This window comes from Paenibacillus sp. YIM B09110, from assembly GCF_037167145.1.
GTDB lineage: Bacteria > Bacillota > Bacilli > Paenibacillales > Paenibacillaceae > Pristimantibacillus.
Map to the genome: position 1 here is coordinate 87,480 of NZ_JBANSP010000004.1, position 15,474 is coordinate 102,953.

Consider the following 15,474-nt stretch of genomic DNA (forward strand, 5'->3'; position numbering starts at 1 on the left):
TTCGTCATCAAGCCTTCTCAACCGACGCTGCCGCCCTATATCGGGACAGACAACGAAGAGGCTTCTCTCTGGCTGACGGGCAGCGGCTTACTTCATTTCGTCAAAGCTTTCCTAGTGTATAGCACTATTCTACTAGTATCAAATTATAGCTACGCCGTCAGCCGCTGTCAAATGATCTTTCTTCGCACGTAGTAAGCGAACATGTGCTGTACAATGACCTTGCAAGCAGCGAAGATCGGCACGGCTAGAATCATGCCGACGACACCTGCAAGTTCACCCCCGACAAGCAATGCGAAGATGATGAGCAGCGGGTGCAGATGAAGCGTTCTGCCAACCACTTGCGGCGAGATGACGTTGCCCTCAAGAATTTGGCAAGCCGTATTGACGATGGCGACGAGCAGCACCATTTTCAGAGATACGGTTGAAGCGATTAAGAGCGCGGGCGCAGCGCCGAAGAACGGACCCATATATGGAATGACGTTCGTAATCGCCACAATGCCCGCGAGCAGAAGCGCATAAGGCATTCCTATAATAAGATAGCCTAGATAGGCAAGCACGCCAACGATCAAGCAGACGAGGAACTGACCTCGAATGTAGCTCCCGAGCGCGGAGTCGATGTCCTTCAGCAGTCTGACCGTGTTCTTGCGATGCGACTTCGGCACGTAAGTAATGACCGTTCTCTCGAACACATCGAAGTCTTTCAAGATATAGAAAGCGAGGAACGGGATGATGAAGCCGATGAATACGGCGTTCAACATCGAGCCGATATTGTTAATGAAGCCGAGCAAGCTCTCCGATACCTTCTTCTCCATCGTCAGCAGCGACTTGTTGATGCCCCCGCGGAAGCTCTCCGGCAAGAAAGACGTATTGTTGATGTCCGACACAATATTTTGGGCGCGCATGGACAGTTCCGGAACATGACGGTTGAATTCCTGCACTTGTTCGATGAACATCGGAATCAGATTGACGAGCAACACCGTAATGGCAGCGCAGAACACGGCATAGATCAAGAGCACGGCGATCGTTCGCGGCACTTTGCGTTCATGCAGCATCGAGACGATCGGGTTAAGCACATAGGATATGATCATAGCGATAATAAAGGGAGCGAGCACCGCTCGCAAAAAAACATATACATTAAGCAGCAGCGGCTTAATAAGCAGCAGCAAATAAATCGCGATTAAGCCCAGTATTAGATAAACCAGCCAAACAAACAGACGGCTGTTCGTGAAACGCTCCACCGTCCACACCTCCGTACAATCTTCATCCTGCTTTCGCTGTCTTCCGGGGGCACATGCCGGATCTGATAAAGTATATGTACAAGCGGTGCAAATCATCCTTGAGGCGGCAAAAAAAAGGCGGCCCCCTCATAGGGCCGCGCTTTAACGTTCATATCGAATGGCGCAGGCCGACTAGTTAATCTGAACCTGCGATCCCGCAATCTCTTCTTCGAAGAACAAATCGTCAAGCGAGCTTAACGTTCCGTCCTCTTCCACCTGGTAAACCGACATTTTGTCGCCGTTAACAGTCAGTTCAATAAAGCAGCCCCAGCAGTAGAACTGGTGGGAACCGATCTTGCCGATATCTTTCGAATTGCAATTCGGACATCTCATCATCTAACATTTCTCCCTATCCTTTGAAATTGGAAGCTGCGACAGGCTCCAATTCCGCTTCACTGACAGCAGGAACGATAATCGCGTCTTCCCCGAGTAATACGGTATCTGGATCACTCGGCGCCTTCAGCCATTTACGCCCTTCCATCAGATCCGAAACAAAACCGTCCGTAAGCTCGTAGCCTACTATTTGTGTACCCTGAAACGGATAAAAATAAACATCCGATACTCGGCCCAGTTGATTTCCTTGCACCGTTACGACGGGCAAATCCTTCAGCTTGATGATCCCGGTATAGAAGGATCGCAGCATTTCCCTCGGCTTCAGCCTCGAGACCGCATCATCGCTGCCAATAATGACCGCATCTTCTCCGCATGTCAGCACGTCTGGCCATCGAACGATCTTAAGTGATGAAGCGAGCCATCTCGGACTCTCTAGTACAAGCCCTTGCAACTGCCAATGCTCGTCGAAGTATGCATCCTTAACCGTTCCAACCAGCTTACCCGAATGAATGACAATTACGGGCAGTCCAATAAGCCGTTGAAGTTTAATCACGCCTTGATTCGAGGCCTCCTAAAGGTTACTTTCGAATACGCCGCACAATTGTCGCTATTTTCTGTGAGGCTTCTTCTAACTCCTCCATAGTATTCCCCAAACCGAAGCTAAATCTTACCGCTGATAGAAGCCGCTCTTGCGGAATATCCATCGCTCGTAGCACATGGGATCTCTCCAGCGCCCCTGAGGTGCAGGCCGATCCGCTTGAAGCCGCAATGCCTTCCAAATCGAGGTTCATCAGCATCGTCTCGGTATCGATACCAACGAAACTAATATTAACGATATGAGGCAGGCGATGCTGCTCGCTCCCGTTTACGACGATCTCCACATCAGGCAAAGTGTTTCTAAGCAGCTCTACCCATCTATTACGAAGCTTGTCCATAAAAGGTTGCTTCTGATTGCGTTCGTTCACACAAATGTCAACAGCCGCGGCAAAACCAACAATGCCGGGCACGTTTTCAGTGCCTGCCCGGCGCTTGCGTTCCTGCGAGCCGCCATGCTGAATTGCTTCATATGGCGTACCATTCGCTATATATAATGCGCCCACGCCTTGCGGGCCATTAATCTTGTGCGCTGAGAAGCTCATGAGATCGATCGGCAGCTCGCTCAAGCGATAGGGCACGCTGCCCAAAGCCTGGACGGCGTCCACATGCAACAACGCACCGGCCGCTCTTACAATCTTGCCTATCTCTTCGATTGGCTGTATCGTCCCGACTTCATTATTGCCATGCATGATGCTGACGAGCCCCGTCTCCGGAGTCATTGCAGCCGCGACTGAATCTGGAGAGATTCGTCCATCCTCCTGAACAGGAAGGCACGTTACCGTGAAGCCCTCCTCCTTGTTCAGCCACTCGCAGGTGTGCAGGACGGCGTGATGCTCAGTTGCCGCTGTTACAATATGGCTCTTGCCGCGCCGCCGCATCGCGCGCGCCGCCCCGACCAGCGCCGCGTTGTCGCTCTCCGTTCCGCCGGAAGTGAACAGCAGCTCAGCAGGTCGGCAGCCGATCGCCGCCGCGATGAGGTCGCGGGCGCGGTTCACCTTCTGCTTCGCTTCTCTTCCGAACGCATGCATGCTGGAAGGATTGCCTCCCGGCCCTTGCATGACCTCAAGCATCGCTCTCGCAACCTCGGGATGCAACGGCGTCGTCGCCGCATGGTCAAAGTAATATCTATTCATCATTGCAGTCGCATCCTTACTTAGATATAGAACATGTAGCTGTCTGCTTTGCCTGCATCTTGGAAGTTGATCATATCGGCAAGCGTCGTGGAATCCAGCACTTCTGCAATGCTGTCGCGGATGCGAAGCCATAGGTCGCGCTTGGCAGGATCGTCCTCTTCCGTGAAGTCAACCGGCGAAATCGGTCCTTCAAGAATTCGTATAATATCTCCCGCCGTAATTTGCTCGGGATCCTTCGATAGAATATAGCCGCCGTATGCGCCGCGAATACTCTTAACGAGCCCCGCGTTGCGAAGCGGAGCGACGAGCTGCTCCAAGTAGTGCTCGGATAAATGATTGCGTTCCGCAATGCTCTTCAGCGAGATTGGTCCTTCGCCGAACTTAGCTGCCAGCTCCATCATAATAGTTAAGCCATAACGGCCCTTCGTTGAAATTTTCAAGTGTAGGCACCCCTTTAAATTCATCATATTTTGTTGTTGCATTCATCGTTGATCATGTTGCTCTCTAATTCACTGTATTCCCATATCACTTCTATGTTAACATATCCCCTGCTTGCCATGTGCAAAAAGGTTGTCATCTTCATGAAAAACTTTTGCGCGTATGTTACAATAGACGTGATTTTCACGAAATGACAAGCAAGGCGGTGTTTCACCTATGACAAAACCAATCAGCTCCACAAGAGTTGTCGTCGGCATGTCCGGAGGCGTTGATTCCTCCGTTACGGCGCTGCTGCTCAAGCAAGCAGGCTATGACGTAGTCGGCATATTCATGAAGAACTGGGACGATACCGACGAGTTCGGCCATTGCACGGCCGAAGAAGACTCGGAGGACGTTCGCCGTGTCTGCGATCAGATCGGCATCCCTTATTATACCGTTAATTTCGAGAAGCAATATTTCGATAAAGTGTTCACTTATTTCTTGGATGAATACAAACGGGGACGCACGCCTAATCCGGACGTCATGTGCAATCGCGAGATTAAGTTCGGAGACTTCCTGCAGCGCGCGCTTGAACTCGGGGCGGATTACTTGGCGACCGGCCACTATGCCCGCGTAGAGCGCGATGCGGACGGCGTCACGAAGCTGCTTCGCGGCGTCGATTCGAATAAGGATCAGACCTACTTCCTTAGCTCGCTTAATCAGCGCCAGCTGGAGAAGGCCATGTTCCCGATCGGCCATCTGCCGAAGCCCGAAGTTCGCCGAATTGCCGAAGAGGCTGGGTTGTATACGGCGAAGAAGAAGGACAGCACCGGCGTTTGCTTCATCGGCGAGCGCAATTTCAAGGAATTTCTAAGCGGATACTTGCCTGCCCGCTCCGGCGATATGATCGATATTCGCAGCGGCGAGAAGAAAGGCCGCCACGACGGCCTAATGTATTACACGCTTGGTCAGCGACAAGGTCTTGGCATCGGCGGTTCAGGCACGGGCGAGCCGTGGTTCGTTGCCGACAAAGATTTGGAGAGCAACGTTCTGTACGTTGTTCAAGGCGAGCAGCATGCCAGCCTATATTCGCACAGCTTGTCCGCGAGCGGTTTTAACTGGATCGCGCCAACGCTGCCCGATGCTCCGTTCCACTGCACGGCCAAGTTCCGCTACCGCCAGCAAGACCAAGGCGTAACGGTCACGATGCGTGCGGACGGCACTGCCGACATTGTGTTCGACAAACCGCAGAAGGCAGTCACGCCTGGCCAAGCCGTCGTTCTCTATGACGGCGACGTATGCCTGGGCGGGGGCACGATCGACGTCGTCCACAAGGTCGACGCAGCAGCCTTCGAAGCTCAGCTTCAAGCATAAGTGGATCAAAGTGTCTATGTTGGAGTATTGCAGTAACTTTTGCCCGTTGTAGCGACTTTTTGAACCTATGTTGGATATTTGCACTAACTTTGCCCTGAATCGCCTCCTATCTGCAATCGAGAGCAAAGTTGATGCAGAAATCCAGTATAGCTTAGCAACGAAACTGCATATGGCGTTCTATACTACAGAAATCCAATGTAGCGAACCTATTCCCAAAAAAAGGCTGTCTCAGAAGGTCCAATGCGACCGAGAGACAGCCTTTCTTTTCGACTAGTTAGCCAAACCGGCTGGAGCTTCCGCTATCGTCGCCCTTATCCCAGTCATCCTTGCGCACGTTAATGCGGGATACGCGCAAATGATCGGTTTCCTCGATGATGAAGGTGAACCCGCCGGGATAATGCACCCGTTGATCGCGCTTAGGCGGAATATCGATCTGCGAATAGATCCATCCTCCAATCGTATCGAAATCATCCGTGTCAATATCCAGACCGAAGTAGCTGTTAACCGCTTCAATTAACATGAGTCCGTTAATGGAGTAGGAAGCATCATCCCGCTTCTCAATATCGGCCCGCTCCTCGTCGAACTCATCCTGGATTTCCCCGACAATCTCCTCCATAATATCTTCGAGCGTTACAAGCCCCGATGTGCCGCCGTATTCATCGATCAGAATCGCGATTTGCGTCTTCTTTTTCTGCATAAGCTTGAGCAGCATGCTAATTTGCATGGACTCCGGCACAGACGTAATCGGCCTCGTAATTTGAGCAATATCGGTGATGCTATGCGCCGTGTCCTTCAGCAAATCCTTAATATGAATGAAGCCGATAATATTGTCTTTATCGTTCTCGCACACCGGATACCGCGTCAGCATCTGCTCAAGCGCGATTCGTTTGTTCTCATCTATTGTTAGCGCCGTGTTCAAACAGATCATCTCGGTGCGGGGAATCATAATCTCGCGCGCGTTCGTTTCTGTGAAATCAAATATATTATCAACAAGCGTCAGCTCCGTATTGTCGATGAGTCCTCTCTTGTGGCTTTCCTTCATCAGAATACGTATTTCTTCCTCTGTATGCGCAGCATCCTTCTCCGTTGCCGGCTCGATGCCGATCGCTTTAAGCAACTGATTAGCCGTGCCGTTCAACAGCCATATTAAGGGATACATCAGCTTGTGAAAAAAAACGAGCGGCGTCGCCGTCAGCAGCGTTACCGTCTCGGATTTCCGAATGGCGACCGTCTTAGGAGCGAGTTCCCCAAGCACGATATGCAAAACCGTAATAAAACTAAATGCAATAATGAACGAGACGGTGTGGACGAACACTTCGTTCTGAAAGCCGACCTGAGCGAACCAAGGCGCAAGCATGCTGGCGACGGCAGGCTCGCCAATCCATCCGAGACCAAGCGATGCAAGCGTAATACCTAACTGGCAAGCGGACAGGTAGGCGTCTAAGTTGTTCGTCATGCGTGAGGCCAGCTTCGCGCGAGCGTGTCCCTCGGAGATCAGCGCGTCGATACGGCTTCCCCGTACCTTGACCATCGCAAATTCGGCAGCGACAAAAAAACCGTTCATAAACACCAAAACGACAATGAGCGTTAAAGACAATCCGAGCGGTAGAGGTTCACCCAATCGGTTCCTGCCGATCGCTTAGGCACAGCCTGCGGCGATGACAGGCGCACCTCCTTTGTTAGACAAAGATTCGGCAATCTTTGTGTATTGTGTAATGAAGTATATTCGCCGTAAGCCCGCCAACATGCATACCTTAAGCCCGTTCGGACATAAATTTGTCATAATGCTGAGACGAATAAGCCATTTATTTTTAAGCTAACGCAAACGCTAATCTGATATAATGCAATCAGCTTCTGTATACGACCCGTCTTTACCATACTATCTTTCAGGAGGATTACCGTGAAAAAAATACTGTTACTGTTGCTCGCAGCACTCTGGCTCGTACCGGGAGTTGCATCTGCCCATTCCAAACTTGAAACGGCAGTACCCGAGAAAGATTCTACTGTTGCCGTGTCGCCGCAGAGCATCGAGCTCTCCTATAATACGAAGATCGAGGACCTGAGCAATCTGAAGCTGTTCAATGCTGCTGGTGAACAGGTTGCTACCGATAAGACCGTTGTTGACGGCAAGACGATGAGCGCCGCGGTTCCAAGCGCCTTGCAGAATGGTATCTACACCGTCAAATGGACAATTATCGGAACGGACGGACACTCCGTAGAAGGCGAATATGCATTCACCGTACAAGCCGCTGAACCTACCGTCGCACCGGTTGCAACGGATGAGCCGGCAGCAACGACAGCTCCCACAACGGCGCCTACCGACCCGCCTGCCGCTAATGACAATCCTGCAGAAACAGCAGCTCCCGACACGAGCTCAAGCGATGAGGATAGCTCTGGCGGCAGCGGGACGACTACCGCAGTAATCGTCATTGGCGCAATCATCGTAGTTGCAGCTGTAGTATTACTTGCTCGGAGGCGCAAATAGATGACCTACATTAGCGAAAGCTTACTGTACATTTGCTTTGCGCTATTGACAGGCGGCTTCCTGCTCCGGATTATTCCGGAGCAGAAAAGGCCCGATGTCCGAGTACCGAACTGGTTGCTCGTTGTATGCACCATCGCTATCCCTTTGCTCTCATTCGTTCCCATACATAACAACGCCGTCATTTATGTTCGGGACTTCGATATGTCTTACGGCTCTATATTAAAAAGCATTTTGCTCGACTTTAACATCGGCAAGGCGTGGATTTGGACCGTTGTCGGCTCAGCCGGTCTGATCTGTCTGCTCGGCATCAAAGCGTTCAACACAGACAAGCATATGCCGAAGGTCGCTTTGTTCATCACCTTGCTGCTTATCGTTTGGCTCGGATATGCAGGGCATGCCTCATCGTTGTACGGGTTTAAAGGGCTCGTCGTCCATTCAGCGCACTTCCTGGCAGTCAGCATATGGATCGGCACATTGTTCGTCGTAAGCTGGTTCTCGGTCAACAATGACAACTGGAAGGCGTTCCTCGGCTGGTTCTCGCCTGTTGCGATCGGGGCTGTCCTCGTTGCGATCGGCGCAGGCATTATGTTAATGACATTTACAACGCCTGAATATGTGAACGCTTGGATGCTGCCCTACGGCCAGATGCTTCTTATTAAGCACTTGCTCATACTGCCGCTTCTCCTCTTCGCCTTCACGAACGGGTTCGTATACAAGAAGGTTGCCGCACGCGACGCATCATTTAATCCGCGAAGATGGTTGAAGGCAGAAAGTATCGTAGCGCTTCTCGTGCTGATTGCAACCGCTGTTCTAGGTCAACAAGCGCCGCCGCATACGGTGAAGGAAACGCTGCAGTCCGTGTCGCCGTCGCCATTGTTCACCGGCTTGTATCAAGGCAGCTTTAGTCCGGACATTTCGATTGCATTCAAGCCCGGCCTCGAGAGCATTCTGATGTTTGCAGCCGCTCTGTTAATGGCAGGCGGACTCATTTGGATGTATCGCACGAACCGCCTGATGCCCGCATTTCTGATGGGGCTTCTCGTAGCGGCGTTCGGATATTTTGGCCTCATGTTCTCGCTTGTTTAATCTCTGAAAAAAAGGCAGATCCCGCTGGCAGCATAATTGCCAACACGGGATCTGCCTTTTCATTTTAATAATTCATCAATGCCGAACCCTTTCTTTCTCCCGCCTAGCGAAGCGACCGTGTCAATGACATGCTGTTCATCCTTGGCGATACTCTCCAGCAAGGGCGCTGTACCGTAAGCTTTGCGGCTGAACGCACCTAACCAACTGATATGTTCGATGCTCGTATGAGTCGTAAGCAGCTCGGCTGCATCGTGAACGTTGCTTGTCACCCATTCCTCGTAAACTCCGATTTCCGCTAATACGAGCTCGAATAACGCCTCTCTTTCCTCCATACTCTCTTGTGTAGATACTAAAATATCGCGCCTCGCCGACGAAGCAGAGCCATCTGCAATGACTCGCAAGCCAAGAGCTTCGATCTCACTCCGTTCAGGCTCGCCGATCACCCAAGCGTCCGCCTTCCCTTCCGCGAAGGAGGGTTCTATTTCCGTTGGACTGAGCTCTACGGACTTCACATCCTTCTGCTCCAGCTGTACGCTCGCAAGGACCTGAAGAAGCAGCAAGTGCTCATTCGAATAAGCGGTGTAGCCTATTTTCTTTCCCTTCAGATCATCTGCCGAAAAGATGTCGGAGTCCAGAGGCACCGCAACGGCATAGGCGGTCGGATTCGCTGGCTCGGCAGCCAAATAAACAACCGATGAACCTTCCCTATACAAGAAAGCGGGGGTCGCATCGCCTACCGAGCCGATATCGACACGCCCCGCCTCAATCGCTTCATACAATGCCGCATCGTCATCATACGACGTCCATTCCAGAACAATCGACTGCAAGGCAAGCTTAGCCTCAAGCTTGCCTTGCTCCTTAAGTCCGATGAAGATACTGTTGCCGCTGTAGCCGAATTTCAGCTTGCCTGCTTCGACCGGCAGACGGATCGATTGCTCAGCAGATGGCTCGGCAGCAAGTTGCTGCCCAGTACAGCCAATCAGCAGCGACATAGCCGCCAGCAGGAATAAACAAGCTACGCCGCCCTGCAACCTAATCATACCGACTGCCTCCTAAAGCTAGGCATTATTCGCCAGACCTTTCCGCCAGCGAGTGAACCGCGCCTCAATCAATGCAAGCACATAATTGAGCAGCAGGCCTACAACCGCAAGCAGAATAATGCCTGCGTACATATCTGGAATTTGGAATATTTCCTGCGAGTTGAGAATATAGAAACCAAGCCCCGCCGAGGAGCCGATCATTTCTGCAGCTACCAATGCCGTGATACAATATGCCCCGCCTAAGCGAATGCCCGTAAAAATACTGGGAGCGGCTGCCGGCAAGATAACCCGGAAGAAAATGAACAGCTGCGAGCCGCCCATAGACTTTGCCGAATCGATAAGCAGCTTCTCGACATGCTTGACGCCGCTCACGGTATTGAGCAGAATCGGCCAGAATGATGCCCAAAAAATGATAGCCGTTTTGGATGATTCGCCGATACCGAGGAAAAGAATGAATACCGGGAACAAGGCGAATGCCGATACCTGCCTTGCCAGCTGCAGCAACGGGTCTAGAATCGTTTCGAATCGCTTGAACCAGCCCAGCAGCAACCCGAGCAGCGTACCGGATGCAATCGCGAGCAGCAAGCCGGATAACGACCTGCGCAAGCTTGCTGAGACATGCGTCCAGAGCTCTCCGTTCGAGATTAGCTTCCCAATGGAGATGACAACATCGGACGGCGGGCTTAAGTAGGCCGGGTTAACAATGCCGAGACGAGGCAGCAGCTCCCATACGACGAAGAACAATAGAATCGCCAAACTGCGATCGATCGTTTTTGAAAGCCATTTCGTGTTCAATTTCATACTGCACTCCTTTCATTGGTTTAGTCGGATTTATGACGACAAAGATTCCGTTACGTAGTAGCATCGCTGCCGCTCTCTTTGTCGGTGCCCGTTATAGCAGCCGTCTTCCGGGCAAATTCATTGAATTCATTCGTATATACGTCCTTGACCGTAATCTTACCCTTCGGAATTTTGTCGTACTCTTCCAAAATATCGATATAGTATTGAATCGGATCCTCCGTTACAACCAGGTCATCCACATAAGCAAAACGATCGATATATTTCACATCTACGCCGAGCCGCTTCGCAATAATTCCTTTTGCCTCATCCGGATTTTCATTGACCCAATTCGCCGTTTTGGCAATTGCCGATACAAAATCCTTAACCGCTTGCGGATGCTCTTTCGCGAATTTGCCGTTGACGCTGTAAGGGGCCATTCCACCTAACCCGCCGTCAAGATCGTAGTCGCTCCATAGTTTGACCAGCTTCTCATTGTACTCCGCTTTGCCCGAGAACGGCGCATGGATAATGGCAAGATCGATTCCGCCTTGCTCCAGCGTCTGCTCCTGCTTATCGTCAGGTACGACGAGGAACTCGATTTTACTAATGTCGACCCCCTGCTCCTTGAACCATTTCTTCGATACGAATTCCGCGCAGGCTCCGAAGCTGTTGAATCCAATCGTCTTGCCTTCCAAATCTTTAGGCGTTTTGATGCTGCCGTCATCCCTTACGAAATACTTCATATGCGGTGCTTCTTGAAGCGTCTTGCCTCCTGCGGAGACGACTTTAATGTCGGCGCCGCTAGCAATAGCCGATATGACAAGCGGCACCATTCGGGAGCCAAAATCGATGTCGCCCGTACCGACCAATGGAATAATTTGCGGCGCGGCTATTTTGCCGACATACTTGGGTTTTGTAGTCGTTCCGTCGAAATAACCGAGCTCATCTGCCAAGTAAACGAGATCAAAGCCCGGGTTGTCAGGATATTTGAATTCTACGATTTCCTTAATGTCCGATGCTGCCCCGCTATTGCCAGTTGCGGCTGAATCCTCTTCTTTATTGCCGGCATTGCCGCATGCGCTGATCGATAGCGCCAGCACGATGATGGCGGCCAGCTTTGTTAAGTGTCCCTTTTTTGCTAATTTGTCGATTATCATTTTTTTACGCTCCTCATATGAAAATAGTAACTATCGTTAAGCAATTCCTTTTCTTCTACGCAGCGTCAAAGACAAGGCCACAACTCCAGCGGCCAGCGCCGCAAGCGCGACATAGAAGGCGGAAGAGCTTAACCAACCTTCATAACCCGAATTGGGCGATGAGCTGGCTAGAACATGCCCTGCGCCTGAAGCATGGTGGCCGTCGCTGCCTGTTCCGGGAAGCACCTTCGTTACCGAAGCAGGAGTATCCGCCTCTGCGCCTCCGATCCATTCCACTACTGAACCGTCCGCATACGTTTGGAACGCTTTCCAGACAAGCTCCTTCGCGTCATCCGACACCTTGCCCTGAAGCTTGAATTCGCCGAACTCGCCGTCCTTCAGACCTTCTCCTTCCGTCATCCATACAATCGCCGTATGATTGCCGTCCGCATTCGTATCGAAACGGTAGCTCCACCCTGCTTGCGGCTGTACGCGGCTAATCGATACGCTGTCCGGGAATAACACCTCCACTTTCGTCGTCGCCGACTCCTTCTCCGTCGGAACTCTTACTGTAAACACCTCATAGGACCCCTGCGTCGTTTCCGCAGGAGATACCGTTACATGCGCCGAAGCCGTTCCGGCGAATAGCGTCAGCCATAGTACGGCGATAATCGCTATCGGAAATACTCTTCTCATAACCTCTCCCTCTCCTCCTGTTTGTTGCTGAATTGGTTTTCTATCTTGCTTCGCTATAGAACATTTTCTCGGTTACGAATTCATCCGCGTCGGCGTTCAGAACGCGCACCTCAAGCCTCCATTTGCCGGGAAACGCGAGATAGTTACCTTCTACGCTGTAATTAAAGTCGTAAAGACTTAACGGGCTTCCGTTCGTTCGGACCTCTTTCAACGCGACATCGACCGGCGCAATATCCGGATTATCCTCATAATGCAGCCGCAGCGTTACCTTTCTAAGCTCTTTTTCGCCGCCTCCTGCGGCTTGACCGCCGATGGAAACATTGAACTGGTTGACAGATCCCGGCTCGTTAGGCGTAATAATGACAGCAATATGTACGCCCTTCACGTTCTCATGCCAGAATAGTGGCCCTGTCGCGGCGAGCGGATTCAGGTACGTGAATATGCCGGTTATTGCGACGATGGCCACGAACAATGCGAGATCCACACCTAACCACGCAAGCAATCGGCCACGCCTTCGCTTCCTGATTTGCGAGCGAATGAGTCCGCCTGTTGCAATCACGAGCAGCACAAGCCCGGCTTTGCCAAGCATCAGCCTTCCCCACCAAGTATCGAGCAGATGCTTGAAGCCGTCCGTATACAAGATCGCAGTGGTCAGGCCGCTGACGACGAGCAGAGCGATTGCTATAAGCGCTGTTTGCGAGAGCACGGGATAATACGATTCGACACTACTGCTTCTCTTTCTTATTCCGAACGCTACGAATGCAAGCAGAACACCTGCCCATAGACTCGCCGCAACCAAATGTGCTACATCTAGCACGAATGTCACGATCGGAATTGCAAATCCCATAGCATGACCATTCAAGCCTTTAGCGCCGAAAAGCAACAGCACCCAACCCGCATCGACGCCTTTCTTCCTGCCTAATATGAAATATCCGGCGACGGCGATAATCAAGGAAAGCATGTAAGAAATACCAATCGATGTACGGGTCAGTACAGCAGTAAGGTCAGACGCTTCGAATCCCTCCGCCAAATTGCGGTAATCGCTCCAAGCAAGCAGCCCGTACGCCAGCAACAATACCGTTAGCAGAAGCTTTTGCCATAGCTTATATTTCCGACGATTCTCATCGACGAGCCCTTTGGCGTATAGCTGCAAGCCAGCCCAGCCAGTCGCGGCAAGCAGAGCGAGATAATAGAAAGCTCTTATGGCCCAATAACCTGCATTTTTCCCGATGTCATGCTCTTCATGAAGACGCGCAGCCGAGGAATAGCCGATATTGGCGTCAGTCATTGCTCCTACCGTGAATACATACGATGCTTTGATCGGATGACCGTCTGCCGACAGGAGACGATAAGTGACGGTATAACCTCCGTCCTCCAGCTGCGGGAGTGCTAAAGTCAACGTTCTTCGATTCTTATCTATGACTGCCTCGGAATCCGTAACCGGGAGCCCTTGACGGTTATATACCTTTACCTCAAAGCCTGTATTTTCAATTCTTTCGTTAAACGATAGCGTAACCTCCGGAGGCGAAGCTTCCATACGGCTATCCGGTGCCGGTATTGCTCTCGTCAATGAGGAATGTGCGGATACAGACGCATAAGGGAATGCGAGAAGCGCCATTAGAAGTAGCGTATACCCGGCCGCAATACGGTACAAACGTTGCCGGATGACAGGGATCATACGGATATACGCAAAGCCTTATCGAGCAGCGCTTGTTTGTCATACTCGGTATACTGGCCTGCGTATGTACGTACGGGATCGCCCGCATAGAAGCGTTCATACAGCTCATGCCTGGCGCCCAGCTGGCTGCCCACCAGCTCCCAAGCCAGCTTAAGCAGTCTGACTCGCTCTTCTGCTCCACGGTCCGCACCCCGGTAATAGGTTTGTAACTGTGTGCCTAGCGGACCTCTCAGCTCGGCAATAGTCGACGGTACTTGCAGCATCCCGGCGCCCGACAGCTGCTGAAGGATTTCCAGCGCTCTCGGATAATAACGATTGCCTAGGTTTTTGGCCGTCAAGATCGGTTGAAACGCGGGCTCCCAAACGCCATGCGGGCTATAGATCGCATGATGCTCGGCGGATAAAAGAAGAGATCTGATCGACTCCAGCTGGAAGAACAGCTCGGCAAGCTTATCCTGAACATGCGCGAATCTCGTAATGCCTATCGATTCAGCAAGCTCGTTGCCGACCGTTGCCGTAAATTCCAGCTTGCTTACCAAACGAACGATGTTCTCGTGCAGGCTGAGCGAAGATACCGTTCGATCAGAGCGGATTTTCCAGATCGCTTCAGGATCTTCCTTAATGAATACCCGCTCCCAAGGAATCAGCGCATCTTCGAATACGAGCACGGCATCCATCTCATCGTAATGCGCGCTTAGGGGATGATCCTCCCATTCATCTCGTTCCGAGGCAAACGATTCCCGACAAATAAGATGAACACCCTCTTGATTGACAGGAATGGCGAACATGACGGCATATTGCTGTTCTTCGCCTGTTTTTTTGCTGTGAGGGGAGACCATGATTTCATCCATATAAGGTCCGCCTGTAGCAATCATCTTCGCGCCCCTTACGATGATTCCGTCCTCCGTCTCGCGTACGATGCGAACCGCAGTGTACAGATCGCCTAATTCCGACGCGAGCTTCGTCCTGTCGATCTGCGGATCATGGCCCGCCGCTGTAAGAAGCAAGTCATTATCTCTTACGTAAGCGAAATAATCGGATATTTTTTGGGCAAATTGCGGCTGCTCATCTCGGATCAATCCTCTGGCAATATGCCAGCCGGTCAGCTGCGAGCGATAAAATCCGCCGACGCGGCTCATAACGCCGAATGTAGCATCCGACCATAGTTTGAAAGAATGGCTGCGACGAAATAAATCCTCCTTCTGCTCCGGTATGAGGAAGGCTAGATTCGCTCTAGACCCGGTCTCGGCAATGAAAGTTAACTGCTGCTCTACAGACGGGTCGTCTTGCAGATCCATAATGGCTGCCACCGATTCAATCGTCCCCCGAAACGCGGGGGACGACCTTATATCCGGCACGATATTTCCGTTCAGCCATACCCTTCTTCCGTCATTCAATCTTTGTATATAGCGGCTTCCTGCCGTCATAGGCACTCACATCCT

Annotated in this window: 15 protein-coding genes; 3 read left to right on the plus strand and 12 right to left on the minus strand. The window is 51.6% G+C overall.

What is annotated here, in order from left to right; all coding sequences use genetic code 11:
- Positions 1-167: 167 nt before the first annotated feature.
- From V8F51_RS07125 to cymR, 5 genes are all read right to left on the minus strand, one after another.
- Positions 168-1,238 carry an AI-2E family transporter gene (locus V8F51_RS07125; protein WP_337099479.1) on the minus strand — a complete coding sequence of 357 codons (1,071 nt, stop codon included), beginning with the start codon at positions 1,236-1,238 and terminating at the stop codon, positions 168-170.
- A 171-nt stretch (positions 1,239-1,409) separates the two neighbouring features.
- Positions 1,410-1,613: a hypothetical protein gene (locus tag V8F51_RS07130; RefSeq protein WP_337099480.1), complete on the minus strand. Its 204-nt coding sequence runs from the start codon at positions 1,611-1,613 to the stop codon at positions 1,410-1,412.
- A gap of 13 nt (positions 1,614-1,626) precedes the next feature.
- Positions 1,627-2,163 (minus strand): PRC-barrel domain-containing protein, encoded by a 537-nt coding sequence (locus tag V8F51_RS07135; RefSeq protein WP_337099481.1) that lies wholly within the window; start codon positions 2,161-2,163, stop codon positions 1,627-1,629.
- A gap of 25 nt (positions 2,164-2,188) precedes the next feature.
- On the minus strand, positions 2,189-3,340 hold the full coding sequence (locus V8F51_RS07140) for a cysteine desulfurase family protein (RefSeq protein ID WP_337099829.1): 1,152 nt from the start codon (positions 3,338-3,340) through the stop codon (positions 2,189-2,191).
- A 20-nt stretch (positions 3,341-3,360) separates the two neighbouring features.
- Positions 3,361-3,780: a cysteine metabolism transcriptional regulator CymR gene (gene cymR / locus V8F51_RS07145; protein ID WP_337099482.1), complete on the minus strand. Its 420-nt coding sequence runs from the start codon at positions 3,778-3,780 to the stop codon at positions 3,361-3,363.
- Between the two features lie 214 nt (positions 3,781-3,994).
- On the opposite strand from cymR, the gene mnmA reads away from it, so the two are divergent.
- Positions 3,995-5,131 carry a tRNA 2-thiouridine(34) synthase MnmA gene (gene mnmA, locus V8F51_RS07150; protein ID WP_337099484.1) on the plus strand — a complete coding sequence of 379 codons (1,137 nt, stop codon included), beginning with the start codon at positions 3,995-3,997 and terminating at the stop codon, positions 5,129-5,131.
- 274 nt (positions 5,132-5,405) lie between these two features.
- On the opposite strand, the gene V8F51_RS07155 is transcribed toward mnmA, so the two are convergent.
- The gene (locus V8F51_RS07155; RefSeq protein WP_337099485.1) at positions 5,406-6,752 is read right to left on the minus strand and encodes a hemolysin family protein; all 1,347 of its coding nucleotides are present in this window, start codon (positions 6,750-6,752) and stop codon (positions 5,406-5,408) included.
- Between the two features lie 279 nt (positions 6,753-7,031).
- Between V8F51_RS07155 and V8F51_RS07160 the strand changes: the two genes are divergently transcribed.
- Together V8F51_RS07160 and V8F51_RS07165 are read left to right on the plus strand one after the other, a co-directional pair.
- Positions 7,032-7,616 (plus strand): copper resistance CopC family protein, encoded by a 585-nt coding sequence (locus V8F51_RS07160; RefSeq protein ID WP_337099486.1) that lies wholly within the window; start codon positions 7,032-7,034, stop codon positions 7,614-7,616.
- A complete protein-coding gene (locus V8F51_RS07165) occupies positions 7,617-8,702 on the plus strand; it encodes a copper resistance D family protein (RefSeq protein ID WP_337099487.1) in 1,086 nt (361 codons plus the stop codon). It begins immediately after the preceding gene.
- A gap of 59 nt (positions 8,703-8,761) precedes the next feature.
- On the opposite strand, the gene V8F51_RS07170 is transcribed toward V8F51_RS07165, so the two are convergent.
- The 6 genes from V8F51_RS07170 to V8F51_RS07195 are packed head-to-tail and all read right to left on the minus strand — an operon-like array spanning position 8,762 to position 15,459.
- Positions 8,762-9,742: an ABC transporter substrate-binding protein gene (locus tag V8F51_RS07170; RefSeq protein WP_337099488.1), complete on the minus strand. Its 981-nt coding sequence runs from the start codon at positions 9,740-9,742 to the stop codon at positions 8,762-8,764.
- Between the two features lie 18 nt (positions 9,743-9,760).
- A complete protein-coding gene (locus V8F51_RS07175; protein ID WP_337099489.1) occupies positions 9,761-10,543 on the minus strand; it encodes an ABC transporter permease in 783 nt (260 codons plus the stop codon).
- Between the two features lie 50 nt (positions 10,544-10,593).
- Positions 10,594-11,679, minus strand: coding sequence for an ABC transporter substrate-binding protein (locus V8F51_RS07180; protein ID WP_337099490.1), 1,086 nt, complete (start codon positions 11,677-11,679; stop codon positions 10,594-10,596).
- A 36-nt stretch (positions 11,680-11,715) separates the two neighbouring features.
- Entirely contained in the window at positions 11,716-12,354 is a 639-nt protein-coding gene (locus V8F51_RS07185; protein WP_337099491.1) for a YcnI family copper-binding membrane protein, read from the minus strand.
- Between the two features lie 40 nt (positions 12,355-12,394).
- The gene (locus V8F51_RS07190) at positions 12,395-14,032 is read right to left on the minus strand and encodes a copper resistance CopC/CopD family protein (protein ID WP_337099492.1); all 1,638 of its coding nucleotides are present in this window, start codon (positions 14,030-14,032) and stop codon (positions 12,395-12,397) included.
- Positions 14,029-15,459: a 4-hydroxyphenylacetate 3-hydroxylase family protein gene (locus tag V8F51_RS07195; protein WP_337099493.1), complete on the minus strand. Its 1,431-nt coding sequence runs from the start codon at positions 15,457-15,459 to the stop codon at positions 14,029-14,031. Before V8F51_RS07195 ends, V8F51_RS07190 begins: the two co-directional genes overlap by 4 nt.
- Positions 15,460-15,474 lie beyond the last annotated feature (15 nt).

Excerpts from the sequence above, each read along its gene's own strand:
- V8F51_RS07130 (WP_337099480.1), bottom strand. The coding sequence starts at position 1,613 with ATGATGAGATGTCCGAATTGCAATTCGAAAGATATCGGCAAGATCGGT.
- V8F51_RS07140 (WP_337099829.1), bottom strand. The coding sequence starts at position 3,340 with ATGAATAGATATTACTTTGACCATGCGGCGACGACGCCGTTGCATCCC.
- mnmA (WP_337099484.1), top strand. The coding sequence starts at position 3,995 with ATGACAAAACCAATCAGCTCCACAAGAGTTGTCGTCGGCATGTCCGGA.
- V8F51_RS07165 (WP_337099487.1), top strand. The coding sequence starts at position 7,617 with ATGACCTACATTAGCGAAAGCTTACTGTACATTTGCTTTGCGCTATTG.
- V8F51_RS07170 (WP_337099488.1), bottom strand. The coding sequence starts at position 9,742 with ATGATTAGGTTGCAGGGCGGCGTAGCTTGTTTATTCCTGCTGGCGGCT.
- V8F51_RS07175 (WP_337099489.1), bottom strand. The coding sequence starts at position 10,543 with ATGAAATTGAACACGAAATGGCTTTCAAAAACGATCGATCGCAGTTTG.
- V8F51_RS07180 (WP_337099490.1), bottom strand. The coding sequence starts at position 11,679 with ATGATAATCGACAAATTAGCAAAAAAGGGACACTTAACAAAGCTGGCC.
- V8F51_RS07185 (WP_337099491.1), bottom strand. The coding sequence starts at position 12,354 with ATGAGAAGAGTATTTCCGATAGCGATTATCGCCGTACTATGGCTGACG.
- V8F51_RS07190 (WP_337099492.1), bottom strand. The coding sequence starts at position 14,032 with ATGATCCCTGTCATCCGGCAACGTTTGTACCGTATTGCGGCCGGGTAT.
- V8F51_RS07195 (WP_337099493.1), bottom strand. The coding sequence starts at position 15,459 with ATGACGGCAGGAAGCCGCTATATACAAAGATTGAATGACGGAAGAAGG.